This window comes from Methylobacterium sp. ARG-1 (assembly GCF_001262595.1).
GTDB lineage: Bacteria > Pseudomonadota > Alphaproteobacteria > Rhizobiales > Beijerinckiaceae > Methylobacterium > Methylobacterium brachiatum.
This window is the reverse complement of sequence record NZ_LHCD01000015.1, coordinates 85,910-110,336: the sequence shown is the minus strand read 5'-3', so window position 1 is coordinate 110,336 and position 24,427 is coordinate 85,910. Positions and strand designations below refer to the sequence as shown.

Here is a 24,427-nt window from a genome sequence, read left to right as displayed (position 1 = left end):
GCGGTGTGTCGCTCATGCCTGGCCCACGCATCGAGGCTACCGCAGGCCCGGTTGCCTCCCGCATCCGCTATAACCGTCAGGTCACGAGCGAGCATTCGCTGGCCCCGGATGAAGGTTCGGAAGCGACGTAACTGTGACATCTGACTCGCTGCGCGCCGATGTCCGCTTCGGAGATGTCGGCAGATGCCCCTGAATGACTGATTTGGGCGCAAAGCCGAACGACTGGTTTTGCGCTCATTGGCGATCCGGCATGACGTAGTCTGGCCGAAAGCCGCCCGTCCGCTTCCGAGAAAACGCGCCTGAAAAGCAGACGGCCTCCTACCGACCCAAATCGGCTACTGTCATGTGGGAGGCGAGAAATCCGTTTGACATCGCAGGTGATGCATTGATCCGCACCAAGCCGCTAGGGCCTCCATCCACGCCGCCGCGACCGAGGACCTGAGCCGCCTGCTCCATGTCGCTCGCGGCTTCCAGCGCATGAGCGCCAGCAGGCGTCAGGGCATAGCCTTCAGGCCGCCGCTCGACGAGCTTCTCACCCAGGCTCCGTTCTAGGGAGAGGAGCCTCCGTGAAACCGTCCCGTGGTTCACGCCGAGTGTCCGGGCCGCCGCGGACAAGCTGCCATGCCGCGCGAGAGCCAGGAAGACCCGCACATCGTGCCAGTCGAGTTCTGTGCGTTTTTTATCAGCCACTGATCAGAGATAGCGAATTCTTGGACCGACGTCAGCGCCGTAAACGCTGCCCTGCGAGACAGCCGCGCATGTGGCCATGCAGGACGACGACAATGACGGACATCAAGAAGGTTGCCATCGTCACCGGGGCCTCGCAGGGGCTGGGCGAGGGCATCGTGCAGGGGTTCCGCGCGCGCGGTTACGGCGTCGTCGCCACCTCGCGCTCGATCCGGCCCTCAACCGAGACGGACCTCATGACGGTCGCGGGCGACATCGGCGACCCCGAGACGGGCAAGCGTCTGGTCGCGACGGCGCTGGAGAGGTTCGGTCGCATCGACACGCTGGTGAACAACGCCGGCATCTTCATCGGCAAGCCGTTCACCGAGTACACCGAGGAGGACTACCGGCTGAAGCTGAGGACCAACCTCGACGGCTTCTTCTTCACGACCCAGCAGGTCATCCCTGTGATGCTGAGGCAGGGCCGCGGCCACGTCGTGCAGATCACGGCGTCCACGGCGGAGTTCGCCAGTTCGCTTTCGCCCGCCTTCATCGCCATGCTGACGAAGGGCGGCATGAACTCGGCGACGAAGAGCCTGGCAATCGAATATGCCACCCGCGGCATCCGAGTAAACGCGGTCGCCCCGGGCGTAATGCGCACGCCGATGCACGATCCGAAGACCGTCGAGCAACTCGGCTCCTTCCACCCGATGAACAAGCTGGGCGAGGTCGAGGATATCGTTCGCGCAGTGCTCTACCTTGAGGACGCCGCCTTCACCACCGGCGAAATCCTCCACGTCGACGGCGGCCTAATCGCTGGTCGCTGATCTCGCCAGTGTGGGGGCGGCCAAGCGCCCCCTGTTTCCGCCGGAGGTCCACCATGCCGATCGTCAACATCCTAGTGACCCGCGAAGGGACCACTCCGGGCGCGGACCGCACGACCAAGGAGCAGAAGGCCGCGGTCTACAAGGGCATCGCCGACCTGCTGTTCGACGTGATGGGCAAGCCCCGAGAAGAAACGACCGTCGTCTTCCACGAACATGAGATGGAGGATCTCGGCCAGGGCGGCCTGCCGCTGGCCGACTACCGAAGCCAGCACGCTCAGGACCGCCAGGCAGGCGCCTGACGCCGACTCGTCACCGATCCATGATCAGCGAGGAGCCTGCTCGTCGCTGCCCATCAGAGCAGAAAATGACCAATGAACAAGATCGTCTCCGCACTCTCCGCCGCCGCCCTTTCGCTCGCCGTCGCGGGCGCGGCTCAGGCCACCCCTGCGCGCAATGTCGTGCTGGTCCACGGGGCGTTCACCGACGCGACCAGCTGGGATAAGGTCGCCAAGCTACTGCGCCGCAAGGGCTTTCACGTCACCCAGGTTTCCATTCCGCTGACGTCGCTGGACGCCGACGTGGCCGCCACCCGCGCGGCGCTGGCCGAGCAAAAGGGGCCGACCGTACTCGTCGGACACAGCTGGGGCGGTATGGTGATCGGCGAGGCGGGCAATGACACGAAGGTGTCAGCGCTGGTCTATGTCGCCGCTTATGCGCCAGACCGGGGCGAAAGCCTCAAGAAGCTGTCGCAGGGCGCACCGCCGACGCCGGGGCAGAAGACCTTAAGGCCGGACGCGCGCGGCTACCTGTCGATCGACCCTGCGGCAATGCCGACGGTATTCGCCGGTGACGTTCCGGAAGCCGAAAGCAAAGCGCTGGTCGCACACCAGAAACCGCTCAATAGCGAGGTGTTCGGGACGGAAGCGACGGTCGCGGCCTGGCACGACAAGCCGACCTTCTACGCCATCTCAAGCAAGGACCAGATGATCCCGCCTGAGGCCGAGGCGATGTTCGCCAAGCGGATGAATGCCCAGACCGTGACGCTACAATCCAGCCATGCGTCGCCTGTCTCCCACCCGGCCGAGGTCGCCGAGTTGATCGAGCGCGCCGCCCAATAATCAATCCGGCAGGGCTGCCACCTCAAGGCGCAGCCTTACCCTATGTCTAAATCTCATTAACAAGCACTCCTAGAGCGTCTTCCGATGAATGCCATTCATGTCGATGACTATTTCAATGCTCTTGCCACTAGAGATAGTCCGCGTATCGTGCCGCATCTTGCCGACGACATTGTCCTGCTCGGTCCCATCTTCCCCGAACCCACGATCGGCAAGGAGGCTGTGGTCCAGGTGCTATCTGCCTTCCTCGAAACGATCGACAGCCTGAAGGCGAACCTCCGCTTCGCCAAGGATCGGGATGTCGCCGTGTTCTTCAGCTTCACCTGCAGCGGCGTGACGGTGAAGGGCAACGAGCACCTGCATCTGAACGAGGAGGGCCTTATCGACAGGATCGAGGTCGCTTGGCGCCCACTTCCCGCGGCCGTGCAGGTCCAAGAGGTCTTCGCCAGCAAGCTCGGCTTCCCGGCGATGCGCCTCGTTCACGCGGCCGACACCTGACGCGGTGTCAACGCCAGCGCCGCAGCCCCCGCGTCGCGGCCTGGCTTAGGCCGCCGCATAGCCATTTGCCGAGCAGGAGAAGACGATGACTATCGTCCACGACGTGTCGATCCCCGATAGCAAGCTCGCTCGGGCGATCACGGAGTTCGTCCGCGATACCGAGACGGAGCTGCTCTTCAACCATTCGAGCCGGGTCTATCAGTTCGGCGCGCTCGCCGGCGCGCATCGCGGCCTGACCTTCGACCGCGAGCTGCTCTACGCGGGCGCCATGTTCCACGACGTCGGTCTGATGCCCGACCACAGCAGCGCCGAGGAACGCTTCGAGGTCGACGGGGCCAACGCCGCGCGCGAGTTCCTGAAGGCGCACGGCGTGCCCGAGGCGGACGTCTACACCGTGTGGACGGCCATCGCGCTGCACACCACGCCCGGCATTCCGGTCCACATGCATCCGGTGGTCGCGCTGGTCACGGCCGGCGTCGAGATGGACGTGCTGGGCCTGACCTACAGCCAGTATTCCGATGCCGAGCGGCAGGCGGTCGTCTCCGCCTTTCCCCGTACGCCGGATTTCAAGGAAGACATCATCCAGGCCTTCTACGACGGCATCCGGCACAAGCCGGACACCACCTTCGGCAACGTGAAGGCCGATGTCATCGCCGACAAGGAGCCGGGCTTCCGCAAGGGAAATTTCTGCAGCGTGATCCGCGCCTCCCGCTGGCCCGGTGGAACACATGCTGCGGGTTGCGGGTGCGGACACCACGGTTGATGTAGGCTGTGGAGCGCGAGCGTGCGGGCAACGCTGACTAACGTTCAGCCGACGTCCCAGAAAAGCATTCCTAAAACAGACGTCGCAGAAAATTAGCGCCAGCGATTATTGCCGGTAACTGCTTTGCCTCGCCTAAAGCACATAACCATGGTTGGAGATCTCGATGCCTTCTCGGGAGCGCGCGGCCTCGGGACGCCCTATTGACGCTTCGGCTCAGACTTCCTACGCGCGAGGCCGGGATGCACAGATCCTCGAAACAACGATCGGCGAGGCATTGGCGGACGCGGCTTCACGCTGGCCGGACCTGGTGGCGTTGGTGGATGGCGGCCCGGGCAACGAAGCGCAAAGCTGGACCTTCAAGGACCTGCTCGCCCTATCGCAGACGCTTGCGGCAGGGCTGGCTGCACGCTTTGCACCGGGCGAGCGCGTCGCTATCTGGGCCGCCAACTGTCCCGAGTGGGTGATCGCGGAGTTCGGCGCAGCTCTCGCCGGTATCACGCTCGTTACGGTGAACCCCGCCTTCGGACGCGAGGAGCTGTCCTATGTCCTCAGGCAGTCCTGTGCGCGGGGGATCCTGTTTCAGGAGCGTTTCCGTGACCGGGATCTGGCTGCCATCTTAGAGGAGGCTCGCGTAGACTTGCCTGAGCTGACCGAGATTATCCCGCTCTCGGCCTGGCCGGCGCTGATGGCGGGCGAGTACAAGGAGGTTTTGCCGACCGTCAGGCCAACGGATGTCGCGCAGCTCCAATACACCTCGGGTACGACCGGCATCCCGAAAGGCGCAATGCTGACCCATCGCAACCTCGCGAATAACGGCCGCCTCTACGCAGAGACGATCGGGGCACGCGAGGGGGATGTCTGGGTCAACCCGATGCCCTTGTTCCATACCGCCGGCTGTGGGCTCGTGACGCTGGGGGCACTTCAGACGGGTGGGACGCATGTGCTGCCGCGACTGTTCGAATCCACGCTGATGTTGAGCCTGATCGAGCGGTTCCGCGGCACGATCGTGCTCGCCGTCCCTACAATGCTGATCCGTATGCTTGACGATCCGACCCTCGCAGCGAGAGATATCTCGTCCTGGCGCCTTGTCACCCTGGGCGGGGCACCGGTTCCGCCCGAGTTAGTCGCGCGTGCCGAGGCGCTCGGGCCCAATCTGGCGATTGGTTACGGCCAGACGGAGGCATCGCCCTACGTTGCCCACACGGTTCCGGGCGATCCCGACCCCAAATGGCGGGCGACCGTCGGACAGCCGATGCCGGGGACTGAGATCAAGATCGTCGACGCGGAGAGTGGGGCAACCGTGCCGGCCGGCAAGATCGGCGAGATCTGCGCGCGCGGGTACTCGATCATGAAGGGCTATTTCGATCTGCCGGCCGCCACGGCCGCGGCGATCGACGGCGAGGGCTGGCTGCACACCGGCGATCTCGGATCCATCGACGCGGGAGGCTATTGCCGCGTGCAAGGCCGCCTGAAGGACATGATCATCCGCGGCGGCGAGAACATCTATCCGAAAGAGATCGAGAACGTGCTGTTCGAACACGAGAGCGTTGCGGATGCAGCGGTTGTCGGCGTGCCAGACTCCACCTGGGGCGAGGTGCCGGCGGCCTTCGTGCGCCCCTCGAACAAGGTCGCAGCCTGCGAGGCGGAGATAATCGCGTATTGCCGAGCGCGCCTAGCGTCGCACAAGGTGCCCCGGATCTGGCGCTTCGTCGACGCTTTTCCGGAGACTGCCTCGGGGAAGGTAAAGAAATTCGTCCTACGCGAGCGGCTTTTGGCCGAGAAGAAGTGACGATGGCGACGCTGATGGGCAAGACGCTCTTCATCACGGGGGCGAGCCGCGGGATTGGCCGCGCAATAGCGCTTCGCTCTGCGGCGGACGGAGCCAATGTCGCCATTGTAGTGAAGACTAGCGACCCTCATTCCAAACTGCCCGGAACGATCCATTCAGTGGCAGCCGAGGTCGAGGCTGCCGGCGGAAGTGCTCTGCCACTTGCCGTAGATATCCGCGACGACAGCGCTGTCGACAGGGCCGCCCACCATGCGGCGGAGCATTTCGGCGGGATCGATATAGTCGTGAACAACGCGAGTGCGATCGCCCTGTCGAAGTCAGCGGATATATCTATGAGACGCTTCGACCTAATGTTCGACATCAATGCGCGCGGCACCTTTGCGATCACAAAAGCCTGTCTTCCTTATTTAAAAAAGGCGGAAAATCCGCACGTGCTAACGCTCTCGCCCCCTTGAACCTAGTGCAAAGCTGGTTCGGCGACCATCTTGCCTACACGATGTCGAAGTTCTGCATGAGCATGACCGTGCTCGGTTTCGCAGATGAACTACGCGAGCAGGGTATCGCCGTGAACGCGCTCTGGCCCCGCACACTGATCGAGACCGCAGCCCTCGGGATGCTAGGAAAGGCAGCCGGCGCGGGTTGGTCTCCGCAGATCATGGCCGATGCAGCCCATGTCATCCTCACCCGGGAGGGTCGCTCCTGCACAAGCAACTTCTTTATTGACGAAGACGTACTGCGTCTTGCTGGCATGGCCGACTTCGAACACTATGCGATTAAGCAAGGAGTGCCGCTGACGGAAGACCTTTTCATCAGCTGACGCTCATGGTTCGAGGCCAAATCTTTTATTTAGACCGCAACTACGAGCGTGTTTCCATCGTGGAAGCCAAACGCTGCTTATCACTGCCTCTGGCGATGCCTCTTCTGTAGACCGGAGAGATGTTCTTTCAACTTTCGTTGAGAGACGCTCAACTCCCGCCGCGCACAGTTCTGACATTCGGCTGCGGTCCTCGGATCCAACTTAGGTCGGACAGAGCTTTTTCAAATCAGCCGTTTAATATAAACGGGACATGAATCTGGAGCTAATCGCTTGAAATCAGATCAATCCTACTTGCTAGGGCATTCTGAACACGAGATAGAGCGGTTGATCACACAAGCGACCATCTTGCGGCCTATCACACGCCGCCTCTTGCTCGCAGCCGGTCTGGAACCCGGCATGCGCGTGCTCGATGTCGGCAGTGGCGCGGGAGATGTATCAATGCTTGCGGTGGACCTGGTCGGACCTGAAGGCTCAGTTGTCGGGCTGGACGAGTCATCCATCGCAGTTGAGACTGCTACGGCGCGAGCCGCTGCGGCTGGGCTGAACAACGTGGCGTTCATCGCTTGCAAGGTCGAAACGTTCGAGGATCCAAGGCTTTTTGATGTTATTGTCGGCCGATACGTACTTTTGTTTCAGGCAGATCCAGCTGGGTTCATAAGTTCGCTTAAGTCCAAATTGCGCATGGGTGGCCGAATCGCCTTCCACGAGATCGACGATACTACAAACTTCACAGCGAGGCCTGAGATCGAGCTCTTTTCGCAAATTAATGACGATGTCATGCGGGCGCTGCGGACGGCACTCCCGAGCCCTGACGTGGCTTCTCGGTTGTGCTCGGTTTTCAAAGCCGCAGGCCTGCCCGCGCCTGAACTGACGTGTGAACGGTTGTGCTCTGGCGGCTCCGCATCCCAGATCGCTAGATGGCTGGCTCTGACGCGTGCCACCATAATCGAAAGGACACGGCCCAGCGATGCAGCTGAGACGGAGGAATTGATTCAGGAGCTTGATCGCGCACTTTCCGCCTGCGCCAGTCAGGTAGCCAGTCCAGATCAGTGGTGCGCCTGGTCGCGCGTCGATTTGGAGAAGAGCTGATCCGTATAACGTCATGGAGGCCGAAGCGTGCGCGGCGCTCGTCTATCGCCATCTTCGAGACATTTTATGCGGTGTCACGCGTGGAAGCGAACCTGTGGGAGCGGCGGCAGACCATAGCCTTCGGCCTTCGATAACCCCTTTCCATTGCCATCATCCCCATCCCGCTCAACCGCGGAGCCCCATCGCGATAGCTGTGCATTTTCAATCGGCCGTTGATCGAAGATAGGGAGTTCAGCACCTGGGCTCTGCGCTTTACAAGCTTGTGAAAACGCAGGCGTGAGATTGAGAGTCACGCCTCTCTGGACATTCGAAGTCGCCGCCAGCGCTTCTCAACGGCTCGGCGAAAGCATTGTGCAGAAGCTCCATGCATATGGTTTCGTCGCTATCCACACATCACGTTCGATCTAGTCCACGACCAAATCGGAATTCCCAAATTGAAAATCCTGATGGCGTCAACTCCTGCAGTTGGGCATCTCAACCCACTCCTGGCAATCGCACGCCTTCTTCAATCGAGGGGCGACGACATTGTTTTGACCACTGGCACGTCGCTCGCGTCTCGAGTGACTGATGCTGGCGTGCGCTTTGCCCCCCTCGCGGCCGAAGCGGATCTCGACTTCGGTCGCATCGACGAGATTTTGCCGGATCGGGAGCAGCTGCCTCCTGGCCCTGCGCGGGAGGGGTACGTCTTCAAGCGAGTCTTCCTCGACCCGATGCCGGCTCAGGCCCACACGCTCCACGCCCTGATCGATAGCGAGAAGCCTGATGTGGTCGTCGTGGACCAAATCTTTTGCGGTTCAACGCCGCTCTTCCTCGACAACCGAAACCGGCGACCGCCACTTATCACTGTCGGAGTGAGCTTCTTGCCTCTGGATCGTCCCGATGGCGCGCCCCTGTGGCTAGGTTTGCCCCCAGCTAGCGATGCAACGACACGACATCGTTATGCGAAACTCGCCGCTCAGGTCGATGCCTCGTTCGAACCGGTCCGTTCCTACACGAATAATCTACTTCTTGCGCAAGGCTTGCCGCCGCTCGAAGGATCGCTGATGCAGGAGCGTGTCATGCATTGCGACGCTTACTTAATGCCGACAGCTCCAGCCTTCGAATACGACTTCTTCGCCTTACCAGAGCATGTCCGTTTCATTGGCGTATTGCCACCTGCGCCGGCGACTACGCCGCTCCCGGCTTGGTGGGAGGACCTCGACGGTAGTCGGCAGGTTGTTCTGGTCACACAGGGAACAGTAGCGAATGCCGACTTCAGCCAGCTTATCGAGCCGACCTTGACCGCGCTCGCGAGCCGTGACGATCTGCTCGTGGTTGTGACCACTGGGGGGCGTCCAGTAGAAGATATCGCAATCAATGTTCCTCGGAACGTTCGGCTGGCGAAATTCCTGCCGTTCGATCACTTGCTGCCAAAAATCGACGCTCTGGTCACAAACGGTGGTTATGGAACAGTATCGATGGCGCTTGCCAGGGGCATTCCACTCGTAGTGTCGGGATTGAGCGAGGACAAGGCGGAGGTTGGCGCGCGCGTTGCCTGGTCCGGCACTGGCATTAATTTGGCTTCTAACAGCCCAACGCCAGAGTCTTTAAATTCAGCAGTCACCAAGGTGCTGGTGTCAGGTCGCTTCCGAGCTAGGGCACGGGCAATGGCCGCTAGGTTCGGCGAGCTCGATGCGGCGAGGGAGGTATTCGCCATCATCGACGAACTCAGTCGAACTCGGCCCTAGAAGACGTGTACGGCAGATTTGCTCGAGGAGACGTGTACGAATTCAGCGCTTGGTTCAATACGGTTTGTAGGTATGGCCACCGCCGGACGGGCAATGAGTTAGGAAATGTATAACTGGTCGGGCGGAGAGCGGCTCATTTCCTTCTGGTAAGAACGCATAGCGAAACAAGCATCACGTCCAAGCGCCAAATTGTAGCCCCGCATGCTCCTCCAGCTAGTAGCAACACTGGGGGCAACGCTTGAGCGGGACAACTGCGCCATATTCGGCTGTGGGCTCTGCTTAGCCGCATTGCAATTGCTGGAATGATCTATTTGGAGGCATTTTGCTTATAAGTTTATCGATCGAATGAAATATTATACAATGCGGAATCGACTTCCAAATCTCATTTTCGAAAAATTAAGTGCGTATAAATATTCGCGTGAACCTCCGATTATTGCGTAAAGTTTAATTGTTTTGGGTCTTTAATCTTCTAACATTAGCTGCATGGGTAAACTATTTGCCCTGACGCAATTGGGGAGGGGTATTTGAGGAGCTTCACTTGCCCAGGTCTCAGGCCCCGACACCGATGAGGTTGACGATGAACGCACCTAGCTTGGACCATCTTGTCCTTCGCCATGTATTGATCGGAATCACAGCTACCGGGATGCGCCGCGAGACGGATTCGATGGGCGAGATCGACGTGCCGGCGGACCGCTACTGGGGCGCGCAGACGCAGCGCTCGCTCCAGCACTTCTCGATCGGCGACGATCGTATGCCCAAGCGCGTCTACCACGCCTACGGCTACGTCAAGAAGGCAGCCGCCCTGGTCAACGCCGCCGCCGGGCGCCTGGAGGCGTGGCGCGCGCAGGCCATCGTCCAGGCCGCCGACGAGGCGATCGCGGGCAAGCTCGACGCGAACTTCCCGCTCTACGTCTGGCAAACCGGGTCCGGAACCCAGTCTAACATGAACGTCAACGAGGTGCTGTCGAACCGTGCAATCCAGCTCCTCGGTGGTGAACTCGGCTCCAAGAGCCCGGTTCACCCGAACGACCACGTCAACATGGGCCAGTCGTCGAACGACACCTTCCCGACCGCGATGCACATCGCCACGGTTATGGAGCTCGACGAGGTCCTTTTCCCGCAAGCGCACGCGCTGGCCGACGCGATCGACGCCAAGGCTCAGGCCTGGATGGACGTGGTCAAGACTGGCCGGACCCACCTCCAGGACGCGACTCCGCTGACGGTCGGCCAGGAATGGTCTGGCTACGTGGAGCAGATGCGCGACGCGCTAAAACTGGTCGCGGCATCGCGCGCCGGCCTCTACAGGCTCGCGGCCGGCGGCACCGCGGTCGGCACTGGGCTCAACGCCCCGGAGGGCTTCAGCGCGGAGATCGCCGGCCAGATCGCCGAACTGACCGGCAAGCCCTTCGTCACCGCGCCCAACAAGTTCGCCGCGCAAGGGTCGCTGGACGCCATGGTCGCCGCCATGGCGGCGGTGCGTGGACTCGCGGTCGCGCTGATGAAGATCGCCAACGACATGCGCTGGCTGGCCTCGGGCCCGCGCTGCGGCCTCGGCGAGTTGCTTCTGCCGGCTAATGAACCCGGCTCATCAATCATGCCCGGCAAGGTCAATCCGACCCAGTGTGAGGCCATGGTGATGGTCTGCATCCAGGTGATCGGCGAGGACAATGCCGTCGCGTTCGCGGGCTCGCAGGGCAATTTCGAGCTGAACGCGATGCGGCCGATCATCATCAACAACACGCTGCATTCGATCCGCGTGCTGGGCGATGCCTGTGAGAAGTTCCGGACCTTCTCGGTCGAGGGCACCGAGCTCAATCGGAAGCGCATCGACGAGACCGTGAGCCAGTCACTGATGCTGGTCACGGCCCTGTCGCCGGTGATCGGCTACGACCTCGCCTCCAAGATTGCCCACCGCGCCAACGGCGCGGGCACGACGCTGCGCGAGGCCGCCCTGGCCGAGGGCGTTCCGGCTGAGCGCTTCGACGCGGTCTGCGACCCCAGGACCATGATCGGCCACGGGCTAGCCGGAGCCTAGGAGCGCCCGACGCCGGTCTTCGACTCCTTAGGTTCCATGAGAGTCTACTATGCGCACCATACTGACAGCTGCACTCTTCCTGACCGCTGCCCAAGCTCAAGCGCAGGTGGACCAGACCGGGACCGGGAGTGGACCCCTTTCGACCCAGACGGCCCCGAATACGACGGCCACTGGCACGACGATGCCGCCCGACCGCGCCGCGAGCCCGACCACGATCGAGCACGCCGATCGACTCACACGCGACGAGCGCGCGATGGACCGAGTCGACGACAGCATCTGCATCGGCTGCAGCCCGAAGTGATCCGGCACGAAGCCGATGCGGTCTGAAGAGGAGGGGTGCAGCATGGCGAAGAAGGTGGCGGACCTGATGGTCCAGGCCCTGGCGCAAGCTGATGTGAAGCGGATCTACGGCGTGGTCGGCGACAGCCTCAATGGGCTGACCGAGGCCCTGCGCCAGGACGGCTCGATCGCCTGGATCCACACCCGCCACGAGGAGAGTGCAGCCTTCGCGGCCGGCGCCGAGGCGCACCTGACCGGCGAGCTCGCGGTCTGCGCCGGATCCTGCGGGCCGGGCAACCTGCACCTCATTAACGGCCTGTTCGACGCGCACCGCTCTCGCGTGCCCGTGCTGGCCATCGCAGCGCAGATCCCGTCGGCGGAGATCGGCCGCGGCTACTTCCAGGAGACGCATCCGCAGAACCTGTTCCAGGAGTGCAGCCATTACTGCGAGCTGGTCTCCTCGCCCGCGCAACTGCCCGGGGTGATCGAGACCGCGATCCGCGTCGCCATCGCCGAGCGCGGGGTAGCCGTGGTGGTGATCCGGGGCGATGTCGGCCTCATGGCCATGCCGAGCGAGGCGCCCGAACTCTCGGCGGCGCTTGTGCCATCCCCGGCCGTTGTGCGTCCGCGCGACGCCGATCTCGACGCGCTTGCCAGCATCCTCAACGGGTCCGACCGCGTCACGCTGTTCTGCGGCCGCGGCTGCGCCGGCGCCCACGCGGAGCTGCTGCAGCTCGCCGAGGCGCTGAAGGCGCCGGTCGTCCACGCGCTCGGCGGCAAGGAGCATGTCGAGTGGGACAATCCCTACGACGTCGGCATGACCGGCCTGATCGGCTTCTCCTCGGGCTACCGGGCGATGCTCGACTGCGACACCCTGCTGCTGCTCGGCACCGGCTTCCCCTACCGCCAGTTCTACCCCGAGACTGCCAAGGTCGCGCAGATCGACCTACGGGCCGAGAGCCTCGGGCGCCACTGCCGGATCGATCTCGGCCTGATCGGCGACGTCGGCGAAACGATCACGGCGCTGTTGCCGAAGCTGCAGGCGAAGACCGACGGGGCACATCTCGATGATAGCCTCGCCCATTACCGCAAGGCTCGCGCCGGGCTCGACGCGCTGGCGGTGGGCAAGCCGGGCGGCAAGATCCACCCGCAATACGTCGCCCGGACGCTCAGCGAGGCGGCCTCCGAGGACGCGGTGTTCACCTTCGACGTCGGCACGCCGACGATCTGGGCAGCGCGCTACCTCGCGATGAACGGCAAGCGTCGGCTGATCGGTTCGCTGAACCACGGCTCCATGGCCAACGCCCTGCCGCAGGCGATCGGCGCGCAGGCGGCCTATCCGGGTCGGCAGGTGGTGTCGTTCTCCGGCGACGGTGGCTTCGCCATGCTGATGGGCGACCTGCTGACCCTCAACCAGCACAGGCTGCCGGTGAAGATCGTGGTGCTGAACAACGGCACGCTCGGCTTCGTCGAGCTAGAGATGAAGGCCGCGGGCTTCCTCGAGACCGGCGTCGCGCTGGTGAACCCGGACTTCGCCGCCATGGCCCGCGGGGCCGGCATCTTCGCCCGGCGCGTCGAGGATCCGGCCGCTCTACCGGACGCGATGCAGGTGCTGCTAGCCCACGATGGGCCGGCCCTGCTTGATGTCGTCTCGGCTCGCCAGGAACTGGCTATGCCGCCGAAGATCGGCGTCGAGCAGGCCATGGGTTTCGGACTGTGGCTCGCCAAGGCAGTGATCGACGGGCGCGGTACCGAGATCATCGACCTCGCCGAGACCAACCTCTGGCGCTGAGGCGCTCATCACAAGCTGGAGTTCAGCCCAATGATCCGCTGCGTTCGCATCTGGACCGATGACGACGACAATTCATGCTTTGAAGAGGGCGCGATCGACCTATCCGAGGGCGAGCGCGGCGACATCCTCAGCGGCACGACCGACGTCGTCTCGATCTCCTTCCGGGAGACGCAGGCCGGCGGCACCTATGCGTGGCATCCGGCTCCGACCCGGCAGTTCGTCATCACCCTGCGCGGCACCCTCGACTTCCTGACGAAAAGCGGCGCGCATTTCACGATCCGCCCCGGCGACATCCTCATCGCCGAGGACACCACGGGTTCCGGCCATTCCTGGCGGCTCGTCGACGACGAGCCCTGGTGCCGAGCCTACGTGATCCTCGCGCCGGGCGCCGAGGCCAGGCTGCCCTTCGTCCCGAACGGCCAGTGAGATCCCTCGAACCTGGTGCCAGGAGGCCCGCGATGGTCGACATGAGTTACGACGACAATCCCGACGTGGTGCTGATCGGCGCCGGCATTATGAGCGCGACTTTCGGCACCGTTCTGAAGGAGCTGGAGCCTTCGCTGAGGCTCGCAATGTTCGAGACGTTGCACGATTGCGGTCTGGAGAGCTCACAGGGCTGGAACAACGCCGGCACCGGTCACGCGGCCAACTGCGAGCTGAACTACACGCCGCAACGCGCGGACGGCAGCGTCGACATCGCCAAGGCGCTCGAGGTCAACACCGAGTTCGACATCTCGCGTCAGCTCTGGGCGCATCTTGTGCGGAAGGGTGAAATTCCCGATCCCCGCGCCTTCATCCATCCCTGCCCGCATATGAGCTTCGTCTGGGGGGCCGAGAACGTCGCCTTCCTCAAGGCGCGCTACGCGGAGATGTCGGAGCATCACTGCTACCACGGCATGGAGTACAGTGAGGATCCGCAAGTCATCAAAGGCTGGGCGCCGCTGATCATCGAGGGTCGCGCAGCAGGCGAGCCGATCGCTGCAACGCGAATCATTACCGGAACGGATGTTGATTATGGCGCGCTCACGCACCTGCTCGTTAGGCAGCTCGCAATGCAGCCCGGCTTCGCAGTTCACTACAACCGGAAGGTCGTCGCCCTCGACCGGGTTGATGACGGCCGCTGGGCCGTGACCGTCGAGGATACTTACGATGCCACGCGCCAGACCGTGACGGCGAAGTTCGTGTTCATCGGCGCGGGCGGCGGATCATTGCCGTTGCTGCAAGCATCGAAAATCCCGGAGGGACGCGGCTATGGCGGCTTCCCGGTCTCGGGCATCTGGCTACGCTGCGACGTCGACGCGGTCAGCGAGCGCCACCACGCCAAGGTCTATGGCAAGGCGGCTTCGGGCTCGCCGCCGATGTCGGTGCCTCACCTCGACACTCGCATTATCGGGGGCAAGCGCTCGCTGCTGTTCGGCCCCTATGCCGGCTTCTCAACGCGCTTCCTCAAGCACGGCTCCCTGACCGACCTGTTCACCGCGCTGACCCCGCAAAACATCGTGCCGCTGCTCGACGTCGCCAAGGACAACGTGGCGCTTACCGAGTACCTGGTGGGTCAGGTGCTCCAGAGTTCCGCGCACCAATTCGCGACTCTTAAGGGGTACTTCCCGAAGGCGATGAAGAAAGACTGGACGGAGGCGGTAGCCGACCAGCGGGTGCAGACGATTAAGCCGACAGGTGAAAATAACCCACTAAAGCAAGGCCGTCTTGAGTTCGGCACCGAGCTCGTCGCCTCCGCCGACAACTCGCTCTGCGCACTGCTCGGTGCCTCGCCGGGTGCCTTCATCGCGGTCGAAGTCCTCGAGAAGTGCTTCGCTGACCGGCTGACGCCAGAGGGCTGGTTGCCGCGCCTCCAGACCGTGATCCCGACCTACGGAATTGATCTCAAGCAGGACGCGGAGGCTTGCCGACGGACCCGGGCTGAAACGGCGCCGATCCTTAAAATCGAGAATATCTGATTCCTTCGAGAGGGATGAGAGCCGCGCCGCTTCCCCTCTCGTCCTGCCGCAAGCTGTGTCGGCTTCCTAGTCGGCGGAGGGCACCTCCTGCTCAGAAGGCAAGGACTGATGGATCTCTCAGCACTGATGCTCTCTCGCATCCAGTTCGCCTTCACGATCTCTTTTCACATCATCTTCCCGGCCTTCACGGTCGGTCTGGCGGCGTGGCTTGCCATTCTCGAGGCACGGGCGATGATCTCGGGCGAGCCGGTCTACGACCGCCTGTTCGACTTCTGGCTCAAGATCTTCGCCGTTGCGTTCGGGCTCGGCGTCGTCTCCGGCATCGTCATGGCGTTCCAGTTCGGCACCAACTGGAGCGAACTCGCCCGCCGCACCGGGTCGATCCAGGGGCCACTCCTCGGCTACGAGAGCTTCACGGCCTTCGCGCTGGAGGCCTCGTTCTTCGGCGTGCTGATGTTCGGCCGCGCCCGGGTCCCACGCTGGTTCTACCTGTTCGCATGCCTGATGGTCTGCCTCGGCACCAGCCTGTCATCGTTCTGGATCCTCGTGAACAACTCGTGGATGCAGTACCCGACCGGCTTTTCCTTGCGCTCCGACGGGGTGTTCGAACCGACGGACTGGTGGAAGATCATCTTCAACGGGGTCGTCTGGGTCCGCTTCCCACACATGGTCCTGGCCGCCTACGTCACCACCAGCTTCTGCGTAGCGGCGACGGGGGCGTGGTACATGCTGCGCGGCAGCGACCGGATCGAAGCCCACGCCATGATCCGCATGGGTCTTGGCCTTGCCTGCCTGCTGGTGCCACTGCAGCTCTTCTTCGGTCACCTGACAGGTGACTACGTCGTCAGACATCAGCCCTCGAAGATCGCCGCCATCGAGGGCCATTGGGAGAGCCATGCTCCAGCGGGCGAGATCCTGTTCGCGTGGCCCGACGAGGCACAGGAGAAGAACCACTTCGTCATCGCCCTGCCGGCCCCCGCCGGCAGCCTGATCGACGACGGCTCCCTGACCAGCAAGGTAATCGGCATAAAGGACATCCCGGAGACCGACCGGCCGCCGGTGCTGATACCCTTCTTCGCCTTCCGGGTCATGGTCGGCTGTGGGCTGCTGATGTTGGCGCTCGCCTGGGGCGGGATCGCTTTCTACGCTACCGGGCAGCTGGAGCGGGCGCGCTGGCTGCAATGGGCGATTTTCCTGTCGTTTCCCCTAGGGTTCGTCGCGTCGCTGACCGGCTGGTTCACCGCTGAGGTCGGGCGCCAACCCTGGACGGTCTACGGCCAACTGCGGACCGCCGACGCAGCAACCCCGATCCTGACCTCGCCGCAGGTGGCGACGTCCCTCATCGTGTTCGGCGCGGTCTACGCGCTGATCTTCGCCGCCGGCACTGTCTACATCTATCGAATGCTCAAGGCTGGCATCCTGCCGACGCCAGACAATGGCAGCAGCGCCGCCAATCCGAAGCGACCTTTGGCAGCGCCGGGCAACATTCCCGGCGCCTTTAGCGGCACGCCAGCGGAGTGATGGCTATGATCGAGTTCTGGGCCGCCGCCCTTGCCCTCACTCTGATGCTCTACGTGCTGCTCGACGGGTTCGACCTCGGTGTCGGTATGCTGTTCGGAATTGCCCCCAGCGAGACCGCGCGCCGTCACATGATGCAGGCGATCGCCCCGGTCTGGGACGGCAATGAGACCTGGCTCGTACTGGCCGCCACGATCCTGTTCGGCGCATTCCCCCTAGTCTACGCCCTGCTGCTCTCAGCCTTCTATCTGCCGCTGCTGCTGATGCTGGCGGCGCTGATCCTGCGCGGCGTCGCCTTCGAGTTCCGCTACAAATCCCGACGGCTTCGCAAGGTCTGGGATACCGGGTTCGTCGGCGGTTCCTCCTGCGCCGCCTTCGTGCAGGGCACGACCGTCGGGGCGCTTGTCCAGGAACTTCCGATCCGGGACGGCCACTATGTCGGCGGCCCCTTCGCGTGGCTGTCGCCCTTCGCGCTGCTCTGCGGAGTTGGCCTGTGCCTCGGCTACGCGCTGCTCGGCGCGGCGTGGCTGTGTAACAAGACCGAGACCGACGTGCGCGACCTCGGATTCCGTCTACTGCCGCGGCTGCTCCTCGGTGTCTTGGTCTTCCTTGGCGCGGCCTTCGCATACGCGCTGGCGATGAACCTGCGGGTGCTGCACCGCTGGATCGAACGGCCCAGGATGCTGGTCCTGCCGCTTGTGGGCGCGGCGGCCTGCGCCGGACTTCTCTACGCGACCCGGCGCCGGATCGACGCGCTGCCGTTCCCGCTGGTGGCGCTGATCTTCGCCGTCGCCTTCGCGACGCTCGCGGCCTCGTTCCTGCCCTACATGGTGCCCTTCTCGATCACCGTGACCGAGGCGGCGGCGCCGGAGGCGAGCTTGTCCTTCATGTTCTGGGGGGCGGGCGTCGTGGTCCTGCCGATCACGCTGGTCTACACCCTAGTCGTCTACCGGGTGTTCAAGGGAAAGGTGAGCGTGGCGGAGGGGTATGACTGAGCCCGTCTCGGTACGTCTCGCGGAGGCTGCCGCCCGGCCCGATGCGGACCGCGCGGGCGAATCTGCGCTGCTCGCGGAGGTCGCGACGATTCTTCTCGCGAACGGCCAGACCAGTGAAGCGACCCATATCGCCCTCGCGCGGCTGGGGCACGCCTTCGGCTACGAGGTAGAGATCGCGATCGCCTGGGGGGTATCGACGATCCGGCGTGACGACGAGTCCGGCGTGCAGGCTGTGTTCACCGAACCCTCCGGAGTCGATATCAGCCGGGTCATCGCTGCGGAGTCGGTCGTCGATGCGGTCTGCGCGGGACGGCTGGGCGTTGGGGACGCCACACGCGCGCTGCAGGTCATTGGGACTCGGCATCCGGTCCCGCTGTTCCGGTTCACTGCGATGGCCGCAGCGGGGGCCGCAGCGCTCGGCGTGGTGTTTGGCGCGCATGCCCTCCTCACGCTGGGCCTGATTGCCCTCCTAGCGGGGGCCGGGGCCTGGCTGCGCCGCGCCTTGTCGCATCTCAGCGGCAACCCCTTCCTACAGCCCTTTGCGGCAGCTCTCCTCGCCGGGACCGGAGGGGGCGTGATCGGAATGCTCGGCCTCGATGTCGCCCAGCGCCTCGTCGTGGCCTGCCCCTGCATGGTGCTCGTGCCCGGCCCCCACTTCCTAAATGGTGTGATTGACCTCGTGCGCGGTCGCATCCCGGTCGGTCTGTTCCGACTCGCTTTCGCCTCGTTCCTCGCCATCGCGATTTGTGCGGGCCTGCTGATCGGCCTCGCCGCGACCGGCACGCCATTCCCTGACTCGGGTCCGGCCCACCCCGCCCCCCTGCTCCTCGACGTTGTCGCGGCGGGTGTCGCGGTCGCGGCCTACGGGTCGTTCTTCAACATGCCCTGGCGCAGCCTGCCCACCTTGATTGGCGTCGGGATGCTGGCCCATGCCCTCCACTGGGCGCTGCTCGCCGCCGGGGCGAGCCTCCAACTCGGCGCGTTGGCAGCGTGCTTGTCGGTGGGGAGCCTCATCGCGCCGATCGCGGAGCGCCTCCGGCTGCCGTTCGGCGCCTGCGCCTTTGCCTGTGTCGTGTCGCTGATCCCCGGAGTCTTCATGTTCCAGGCGGCGTCCGATGCGGTCGCCTTCACCGGTCTCGGGTTGAAGGCGCCCGCCTCGATGCTGGTCGACCTGCTCGACAATGTTGTGACCGCCGGGCTCGTCCTGTCAGCCATGGGCATCGGGCTCGTCGCCCCCAAGATAATACTGAACGCGCTGTGGCCGGTGACGCACCGACCTGCCGGCGCGGATCGCGATCGACGTTGAGGGCGGCCGGGCTCGGCGAAGGTAAGGCCGGGTTGCCGCTGCCTGGGTCTGCAACGGCGTCCGGCCTCATTCCTTACTGGGGTATGGGCCGCCCGCGCCTGTAACCTTCCCGGATCTGATCTTCCGGCACCCATGGCCGCAGCCATGCAGTAGCCTTGCAACGAGCTCGGTCCAAAGCCAACCGGTTAGTTCAGGCAACCCTGTGCATCCTCGCTGCGCTAGAATTCCCCTTCCTGGAGGGCATTTTCGAGGCGACAAGCATCGAAGTGATCGCCAGCGTGCTGGGCATATTCAAGAAAACCATCTGCACACCCTTCGCATTCGAAGGCGATCTCTTCGAGACCGTCATTTAAAGCTCCTTGAGGAGAACATTCCCTCCACCGAACAGGCTGCCTCGGAAAGCGGGCTCGTGACCGAGCGGTTCCATCGCATCACGCTCGCGGTTCTAGATGTCTCTCTCAGCCAACACCATCGCGGCCCTCCTTCGGTCGTTCGGTGCTAGCGCGCGTCCATCTTGTGAGGGGCATGTAGACACCGCCCCGTCACCCCAGCTCGATCCGTGGCGGCTTCGTGCGCTTCGGCAATACAGCGACGATTAAGGCTACAGCGCCGATGATCACTGCCAGAACCAGGAATTTATCGCTAAAAGTGAGGATCTCGGCCTGATCCTGGATCATGTTGCCGAAGCGCGCGAGACTGTCCGGAGCGCGCGGCGCACCGTTGGGCAGCAGCGTCGGCGGATCGCCGGGCATTACGCCAGGCCCCGACAAGGTGCGCCATCGGTCGAGGCCCGCCTGATCCGAAAGGCGGTTGTAATGCAGGTTACCCCGCCACCGCTGGATCAGATCTATGAGCCAGACCGCGCCCACCTCGCCGATCGAGCGCGTGAAATTGAAGTTCGCCGAGGCGAACGGACCTTCCTCGACCTTCTTGACCGTGTTCGTGGCCATCAGCAGCAGCGGCATGACGACCATCGCTTGGCCCGCGGACTGCAGGATCTGCCAAGGATAGAACTGCACCGCGTACCACGTGCCGTCGAGATTGGACGCGCCGATGCCGCCGAACACCATGCAGCCGACGCCGAGCACAGTTACGAGCCGCGAGTCGACGCTCTCCCGGTCCAAGATCAGCGCGAGTAGGGGAAGCCAGAGCAGTTGCAGGGCGGCTACCTCCAGGGTGACGAGGTGCGCCTGCAGAGGGCGGAAGCCCTGAACTTGCGTGAGGAAACTCACCGGCACCGGCCCGGCCGCCTGCGTCGCCACGATGAACAGTAGCAGGGCCAGAATGCCGTAGCAAAAGTTCCGCTGCCCGAGCAGCTGGATCTTAAGAAAGGGCAGGGGGTGGAACCACTCGTTCAGCACAAGCAGTGGCAGGCTGACTACACTCACTACTGCGAGGATGCAGATGGTAGGCGAGTTAAACCAGTCGAACCGGCTGCCCTGATAGAGCATCGTGGTCAGCGAGCCGCTGCCGACGATGATCAGCACGAGCGCGCGCCAGTCGAACTGCCGGAAGCGTCCGTAATCCGGCTTGTCCGGCGGGAACCCGTACCACGCGAGCAGGAAGCCGACGGCGCTGCCGGGCACGGCCTGGTAAAATACGAATTTCCAGTCCAGCAGGTCTTGCCAGAACGCGACGACGCTGGCGGAGAGGTAGGGGACGAAGGTCGCCGTCAGGGCATAGAGTGCCAACCCGTACAGCCGGAGGGTCGGCGGGAGCACGGCCAGGGCCACGCTGAGCAGGATCGGCGTTATCAGTCCGCCGGCCAGTCCTTGGAGGATGCGCAGAACGTAGAATGCCTCGACGTTCGGGCTGAACGGTAGGAACGCGCTCGTCGCTCCCACGAGGACGATGACGGCGAGCGCCCAGCGGCGGGGCGTCAGGGTGGGGATGAACCAAGCCGAGACCGCCATGCCGACCGGCTGTGCGGACAGGTACAGGCTTTCGATCCAGGTGCCGGCGTCGTGGCCGATGCCCAGCGCCTCCTGCATCTCGGGCAGCGCCGCCGCCGTGGCGCTGTCGTTGATGTCGCCGACCATGACCGAGAGCAGTACGCCCGCGAGCCCGATGAGCGGTCTGACGTTCATGATCGACAAGCGTCCGACCCGGGGTAGTCTATCGTGTCCGGGGTCCACCCGACCTGTGCGACAGCGCTGATCACAGGGCGGGCCCGTTTGCGAGACTGTCGAGTAGCGTCGCGGGGGCGAGCGGTGGGCTGATGACGGGCGGCGGGCGCGGTGCAGCCTCCGGGGCATCGGCAACGTCCCAGCCGCCGCCGAGCGCCCGGTACAGTTGCACCAACGTCGTGGTGATGAGCACGTCCGCGTCGGCGAGATCGTTTTGGGTCTGCAGCAATTGCGAGAGCGTGGTGTTCACGTTGAGGAAGTCTGCCGCGCCCTCGACATAACGCTGGCGCGCCGCCGCCACCGCGATCTCGTTCTGCACGACCGCCCGGGCGAGATCGACCCGGCGGCGCTGGGCCTGCGTGTAGGCTGTGCGCGCGTCGTCGACTTGCTGCCAAGCAGTGAGCACCACCTTCTGGAATATCACAGCGGCCTCGCGCTGCTCGGATTCGCGTAGTGCCAGCGTACCCTTCAGCCGCCCGCCCTCGAAGAATGGAATCGTTACGGAGGGGCCGACCTGCCAAGCGGTGGAAGCAAGTTTGAATAGGCGGCCCAGAGTCAGCGACTGAACGTCGACCATGCCGGTGAGCGATACGCTCGGGTAGAAGCTGGCGACTGCCACACCGGTCTGTGCGACCGCGGCCCGCAACCGCGCTTCGGCCTCGCGGACGTCTGGCCGGCGTGCCACGAGATCGATTGGCAGGCCAACGGGTACGATGCGCGGCACCCGCGGGACCAAGCGCGGCGCCTTGAGCTGCGGCTCTAACGCGCGGGGTGTCTCGCCAAGCAGGAGGCCGAGCGCGTTGATGAGGCTGGCCTCCTGCGTGATGAGCAGCGGCAGGCTGGCGGCGATGGTCGCCTGCTGTGCCCGAGCCTGTGCGAGGTCAAGGGTGTTGGCCGCCCCATTGGCAAAGCGTTCCTGCACCAGCGCCACGTTCTGCGCGGTGATCGTAATGTCCCGGCGGGCTATGGCCAGCCGAGTCTGTGCGCCGCGCAGCCGGAGGTAGCCCTGCGCGAGCTCGGCCATCGCGGCCAAGGCGATCCCATGGCGAACCTCCACCGAGGCCAGGGCTTGCGCGTCGGCCACCTCGACAGCATGGCGAATACGTCCGAAGAAATCGAGTTCCCACGAGGATGAAAAGCCCTCGTTGTACAGGGTGAAATCAGGCTTAGCCCCCGGGGCTGGCACCAAAAGACTAGTCAATCCGTTGCGGCTAAACCGAATGTAGTCCTCCCTGGACTTGCCATCGATCTGCGGTAGGCCTTGTCCGGCGGCCACCCGGGTCTGGGCCGCCCCCTGGAGCACGCGCTCGTAGGCCGAGCGTACGTCGAGGTTGTCGGTGGCAACTCGCTCGGCGAGGGTGGCGAGCAGGGGATCGCGGAAGCTGCGCCACCAGCGGAGGTCGATCGCCTCGTCGCCCTGGCGGGTCGGGCGCGCGACCTTTGGCTCCGGGCCCCAGCGCTCGGGGGCGAGAATGACGGGTGGCTGATAAGCCGAGCCAACGACGCAGCTCGCGAGTGGCAGTGCGGCGAGCAGGCCCGCCACCGCCCTAATGGCTATGGCAGGCCATCTACGGCGGCTGTTCCGCTGCATCGATACCATCATTCGTCCGTCACCGTGCGCCGCTCCGTCACCGGGCGCTCCGTCCGGGACTGCTCGGCAACGACGTCTTCCAACTCGGTGTGGACCGTGGTCTCGACGGAGAAACCGGCCCGCAGGAGTCGGGCTAGCGGCTGGCCTGGCTCGATGTCGACGCGCACCGGCAGGCGCTGGACGATCTTGGTAAAATTGCCCGTGGCGTTGTTTGGCGGTATCGGCGAGAACGTGGCTCCGCTGGCCGCCGGCACCGCGTTGACCCGTCCGCGCAGAATGATGTCGTATGCGTCGACGTAGATGGTGACGGGTTGGCCCGTCCGGATGTGCTCGAGTTGGACCTCGCGATAGTTTGCCTCAACGTAGACCTGTGCCAGCGGCACGACCGTCATCAGGGTCGCGCCAGGCGACACAACGTTGCCGACTTGGACAGATCGCTGGGCAACCATGCCTTCGACGGGGGCGAAAAGGTGGGTGTAGCTCAGGTTGAGGTTGGCCTGCTCCAGGCGCGACCGGTCGGCCCTGACGGTGGCCTCTGAAGCGGCTTTTTGCGCCTTAAGGACGTCGAGCTGACGCCTGTTGGCCGTGAGTTGGGCCTGTGCCGAGCGCAGGCTCGCCTGTGCGGCAACAAGGTTGGCGTCGGCCTCCTGATGTTGGCGATTGGTGCCCGCGCCCGTAGTTGCAAGATTGGTGTAGCGGCGTGCGTCGACTTCCGCGAAGCCTAGGCGCGCGCGGGCCGCCTCAACCTCGGCCGCGGCTTGGTCGATGAGCGCGGGCTGGCGCTCGATGTTTGCCGAGACGTCGGCCGACTGAGCCTCGTCGCGCTCCAGTTGCGCCTGCGCGCCGGCGACTGCGGTTTGGTAGTCGCCGGGATCGAGCCGGGCGAGCAGGTCGCCGACCTTGACCTCCCGGTTGTTGTCGACCGGCACGGCGACGACCTGTCCAGAGACGCGCGGGGCGATGGTCGCGTAGTGCACTCGCACGTAGGCATCATTGGTCCAGACGTTCGGCCTGGGCCGGAAGATGACGAACAGGATGACGCCTACGCTGACTACAATGACTAGCGCGGCGGTGATCAGAGGCCAGCGGCGCGGGACTTGTTTGGACTTCTCCTCCTCATTTTCCCGAAGCTCGTCGGTCCCATCCTCCTGGGCTTTTCCCGTCTCGTCCTGCGAAGGTTTGCCCGCCTGATCGCCCGCCTCTTCACCCGTTTCGTCATAGTCACCCTTCGACGGCTGGGATTTTTCACCGTCGTCTCCCGAGTTGCGGTCTTGAGGAGACTTGTGCCCTGATCCGCCGTTCGCGCCCGACGTCTCGCCATCTCGGTCGTCCGTCTTGTCCGCCTCAGACATCGCACTGGTGTTCCCCGCCGATCGCGCCCTTAACCCGGAACCCTCCATAGGCCAGACGTTCCAACAGTCCCGCCACGGCTTGAACGACGCCGTCTTCGGGGTCTCAGGGTCCGACCATGACGAACTCGGCATCCGTCGGGGGCGGAAGGCCACTGCAAGGTTCGATCCGCTCAACACCGTACAT

At 64.0% G+C, this 24,427-nt stretch carries 21 protein-coding genes; 17 read left to right on the top strand and 4 right to left on the bottom strand.

Features of this window, described 5'->3' with window-relative positions:
- Positions 1–318: 318 nt before the first annotated feature.
- Positions 319–651, bottom strand: coding sequence for a LysR family transcriptional regulator (locus AKJ13_RS30470; RefSeq protein ID WP_244471627.1), 333 nt, complete (start codon positions 649–651; stop codon positions 319–321).
- 131 nt (positions 652–782) lie between these two features.
- On the opposite strand from AKJ13_RS30470, the gene AKJ13_RS15685 reads away from it, so the two are divergent.
- The 17 genes from AKJ13_RS15685 to AKJ13_RS15610 all read left to right on the top strand — a co-directional run bounded on the left by AKJ13_RS15685 (position 783) and on the right by AKJ13_RS15610 (position 19,174).
- On the top strand, positions 783–1,493 hold the full coding sequence (locus tag AKJ13_RS15685; RefSeq protein ID WP_050734186.1) for an SDR family oxidoreductase: 711 nt from the start codon (positions 783–785) through the stop codon (positions 1,491–1,493).
- Between the two features lie 53 nt (positions 1,494–1,546).
- Positions 1,547–1,792, top strand: a complete 246-nt coding sequence (locus AKJ13_RS15680; RefSeq protein WP_050734185.1) for a 4-oxalocrotonate tautomerase family protein — start codon at positions 1,547–1,549, stop codon at positions 1,790–1,792.
- Between the two features lie 72 nt (positions 1,793–1,864).
- Positions 1,865–2,611, top strand: a complete 747-nt coding sequence (locus AKJ13_RS15675; RefSeq protein WP_050734184.1) for an alpha/beta hydrolase — start codon at positions 1,865–1,867, stop codon at positions 2,609–2,611.
- A gap of 84 nt (positions 2,612–2,695) precedes the next feature.
- Positions 2,696–3,106: a nuclear transport factor 2 family protein gene (locus tag AKJ13_RS15670; protein ID WP_050734183.1), complete on the top strand. Its 411-nt coding sequence runs from the start codon at positions 2,696–2,698 to the stop codon at positions 3,104–3,106.
- 85 nt (positions 3,107–3,191) lie between these two features.
- Positions 3,192–3,869, top strand: coding sequence for an HD domain-containing protein (locus AKJ13_RS15665; protein WP_050734182.1), 678 nt, complete (start codon positions 3,192–3,194; stop codon positions 3,867–3,869).
- A gap of 163 nt (positions 3,870–4,032) precedes the next feature.
- On the top strand, positions 4,033–5,658 hold the full coding sequence (locus AKJ13_RS15660; protein ID WP_050734181.1) for an AMP-binding protein: 1,626 nt from the start codon (positions 4,033–4,035) through the stop codon (positions 5,656–5,658).
- 2 nt (positions 5,659–5,660) lie between these two features.
- Positions 5,661–6,113 carry an SDR family NAD(P)-dependent oxidoreductase gene (locus tag AKJ13_RS33255; RefSeq protein WP_348270943.1) on the top strand — a complete coding sequence of 151 codons (453 nt, stop codon included), beginning with the start codon at positions 5,661–5,663 and terminating at the stop codon, positions 6,111–6,113.
- 56 nt (positions 6,114–6,169) lie between these two features.
- Positions 6,170–6,475 carry a hypothetical protein gene (locus tag AKJ13_RS33250; RefSeq protein ID WP_348270942.1) on the top strand — a complete coding sequence of 102 codons (306 nt, stop codon included), beginning with the start codon at positions 6,170–6,172 and terminating at the stop codon, positions 6,473–6,475.
- 270 nt (positions 6,476–6,745) lie between these two features.
- A complete protein-coding gene (locus AKJ13_RS30465; protein WP_348270941.1) occupies positions 6,746–7,564 on the top strand; it encodes a methyltransferase domain-containing protein in 819 nt (272 codons plus the stop codon).
- A 434-nt stretch (positions 7,565–7,998) separates the two neighbouring features.
- Positions 7,999–9,291, top strand: a complete 1,293-nt coding sequence (locus AKJ13_RS30460; protein ID WP_082316971.1) for a glycosyltransferase — start codon at positions 7,999–8,001, stop codon at positions 9,289–9,291.
- 577 nt (positions 9,292–9,868) lie between these two features.
- Positions 9,869–11,326, top strand: a complete 1,458-nt coding sequence (gene fumC, locus AKJ13_RS15645; protein WP_050734179.1) for a class II fumarate hydratase — start codon at positions 9,869–9,871, stop codon at positions 11,324–11,326.
- Positions 11,327–11,669: 343 nt separating this feature from the next.
- Positions 11,670–13,397 (top strand): ubiquinone-dependent pyruvate dehydrogenase, encoded by a 1,728-nt coding sequence (gene poxB, locus AKJ13_RS15635; protein ID WP_050734177.1) that lies wholly within the window; start codon positions 11,670–11,672, stop codon positions 13,395–13,397.
- Positions 13,398–13,427: 30 nt separating this feature from the next.
- Entirely contained in the window at positions 13,428–13,823 is a 396-nt protein-coding gene (locus AKJ13_RS15630; RefSeq protein ID WP_050734176.1) for a hypothetical protein, read from the top strand.
- Between the two features lie 32 nt (positions 13,824–13,855).
- Positions 13,856–15,355, top strand: a complete 1,500-nt coding sequence (gene mqo, locus AKJ13_RS15625) for a malate dehydrogenase (quinone) (RefSeq protein ID WP_144426268.1) — start codon at positions 13,856–13,858, stop codon at positions 15,353–15,355.
- Between the two features lie 108 nt (positions 15,356–15,463).
- Positions 15,464–16,876 (top strand): cytochrome ubiquinol oxidase subunit I, encoded by a 1,413-nt coding sequence (locus AKJ13_RS15620; protein ID WP_050734175.1) that lies wholly within the window; start codon positions 15,464–15,466, stop codon positions 16,874–16,876.
- Positions 16,877–16,881: 5 nt separating this feature from the next.
- Complete coding sequence (cydB, locus tag AKJ13_RS15615) at positions 16,882–17,868, top strand: cytochrome d ubiquinol oxidase subunit II (RefSeq protein ID WP_050734174.1); 987 nt, start codon at positions 16,882–16,884, stop codon at positions 17,866–17,868.
- On the top strand, positions 17,861–19,174 hold the full coding sequence (locus AKJ13_RS15610) for a threonine/serine exporter family protein (protein ID WP_050734173.1): 1,314 nt from the start codon (positions 17,861–17,863) through the stop codon (positions 19,172–19,174). The genes cydB and AKJ13_RS15610 overlap by 8 nt, the downstream gene beginning before the upstream one ends.
- 542 nt (positions 19,175–19,716) lie before the next feature.
- Here AKJ13_RS15610 and AKJ13_RS15600 read toward each other — a convergent pair.
- The 3 genes from AKJ13_RS15600 to AKJ13_RS15590 all read right to left on the bottom strand — a co-directional run bounded on the left by AKJ13_RS15600 (position 19,717) and on the right by AKJ13_RS15590 (position 24,243).
- Entirely contained in the window at positions 19,717–21,261 is a 1,545-nt protein-coding gene (locus AKJ13_RS15600; protein ID WP_064774634.1) for an MFS transporter, read from the bottom strand.
- A gap of 70 nt (positions 21,262–21,331) precedes the next feature.
- Positions 21,332–22,843 (bottom strand): efflux transporter outer membrane subunit, encoded by a 1,512-nt coding sequence (locus AKJ13_RS15595; RefSeq protein WP_160320606.1) that lies wholly within the window; start codon positions 22,841–22,843, stop codon positions 21,332–21,334.
- 56 nt (positions 22,844–22,899) lie between these two features.
- Positions 22,900–24,243, bottom strand: coding sequence for an HlyD family secretion protein (locus AKJ13_RS15590; protein ID WP_082316969.1), 1,344 nt, complete (start codon positions 24,241–24,243; stop codon positions 22,900–22,902).
- Positions 24,244–24,427: the final 184 nt, after the last annotated feature.

What these genes read in the sequence shown, in the direction of transcription:
- mqo (WP_144426268.1), top strand. Translation starts at nt 13,856, where the DNA reads ATGGTCGACATGAGTTACGACGACAATCCCGACGTGGTGCTGATCGGC.
- AKJ13_RS15660 (WP_050734181.1), top strand. Translation starts at nt 4,033, where the DNA reads ATGCCTTCTCGGGAGCGCGCGGCCTCGGGACGCCCTATTGACGCTTCG.
- cydB (WP_050734174.1), top strand. Translation starts at nt 16,882, where the DNA reads ATGATCGAGTTCTGGGCCGCCGCCCTTGCCCTCACTCTGATGCTCTAC.
- AKJ13_RS15600 (WP_064774634.1), bottom strand. Translation starts at nt 21,261, where the DNA reads ATGAACGTCAGACCGCTCATCGGGCTCGCGGGCGTACTGCTCTCGGTC.
- AKJ13_RS15675 (WP_050734184.1), top strand. Translation starts at nt 1,865, where the DNA reads ATGAACAAGATCGTCTCCGCACTCTCCGCCGCCGCCCTTTCGCTCGCC.
- AKJ13_RS15590 (WP_082316969.1), bottom strand. Translation starts at nt 24,243, where the DNA reads ATGTCTGAGGCGGACAAGACGGACGACCGAGATGGCGAGACGTCGGGC.
- AKJ13_RS15670 (WP_050734183.1), top strand. Translation starts at nt 2,696, where the DNA reads ATGAATGCCATTCATGTCGATGACTATTTCAATGCTCTTGCCACTAGA.
- AKJ13_RS33255 (WP_348270943.1), top strand. Translation starts at nt 5,661, where the DNA reads ATGGCGACGCTGATGGGCAAGACGCTCTTCATCACGGGGGCGAGCCGC.
- fumC (WP_050734179.1), top strand. Translation starts at nt 9,869, where the DNA reads ATGAACGCACCTAGCTTGGACCATCTTGTCCTTCGCCATGTATTGATC.
- AKJ13_RS33250 (WP_348270942.1), top strand. Translation starts at nt 6,170, where the DNA reads ATGAGCATGACCGTGCTCGGTTTCGCAGATGAACTACGCGAGCAGGGT.
- AKJ13_RS15685 (WP_050734186.1), top strand. Translation starts at nt 783, where the DNA reads ATGACGGACATCAAGAAGGTTGCCATCGTCACCGGGGCCTCGCAGGGG.
- AKJ13_RS15610 (WP_050734173.1), top strand. Translation starts at nt 17,861, where the DNA reads ATGACTGAGCCCGTCTCGGTACGTCTCGCGGAGGCTGCCGCCCGGCCC.
- AKJ13_RS15680 (WP_050734185.1), top strand. Translation starts at nt 1,547, where the DNA reads ATGCCGATCGTCAACATCCTAGTGACCCGCGAAGGGACCACTCCGGGC.
- AKJ13_RS15665 (WP_050734182.1), top strand. Translation starts at nt 3,192, where the DNA reads ATGACTATCGTCCACGACGTGTCGATCCCCGATAGCAAGCTCGCTCGG.
- AKJ13_RS15630 (WP_050734176.1), top strand. Translation starts at nt 13,428, where the DNA reads ATGATCCGCTGCGTTCGCATCTGGACCGATGACGACGACAATTCATGC.
- AKJ13_RS15620 (WP_050734175.1), top strand. Translation starts at nt 15,464, where the DNA reads ATGGATCTCTCAGCACTGATGCTCTCTCGCATCCAGTTCGCCTTCACG.
- poxB (WP_050734177.1), top strand. Translation starts at nt 11,670, where the DNA reads ATGGCGAAGAAGGTGGCGGACCTGATGGTCCAGGCCCTGGCGCAAGCT.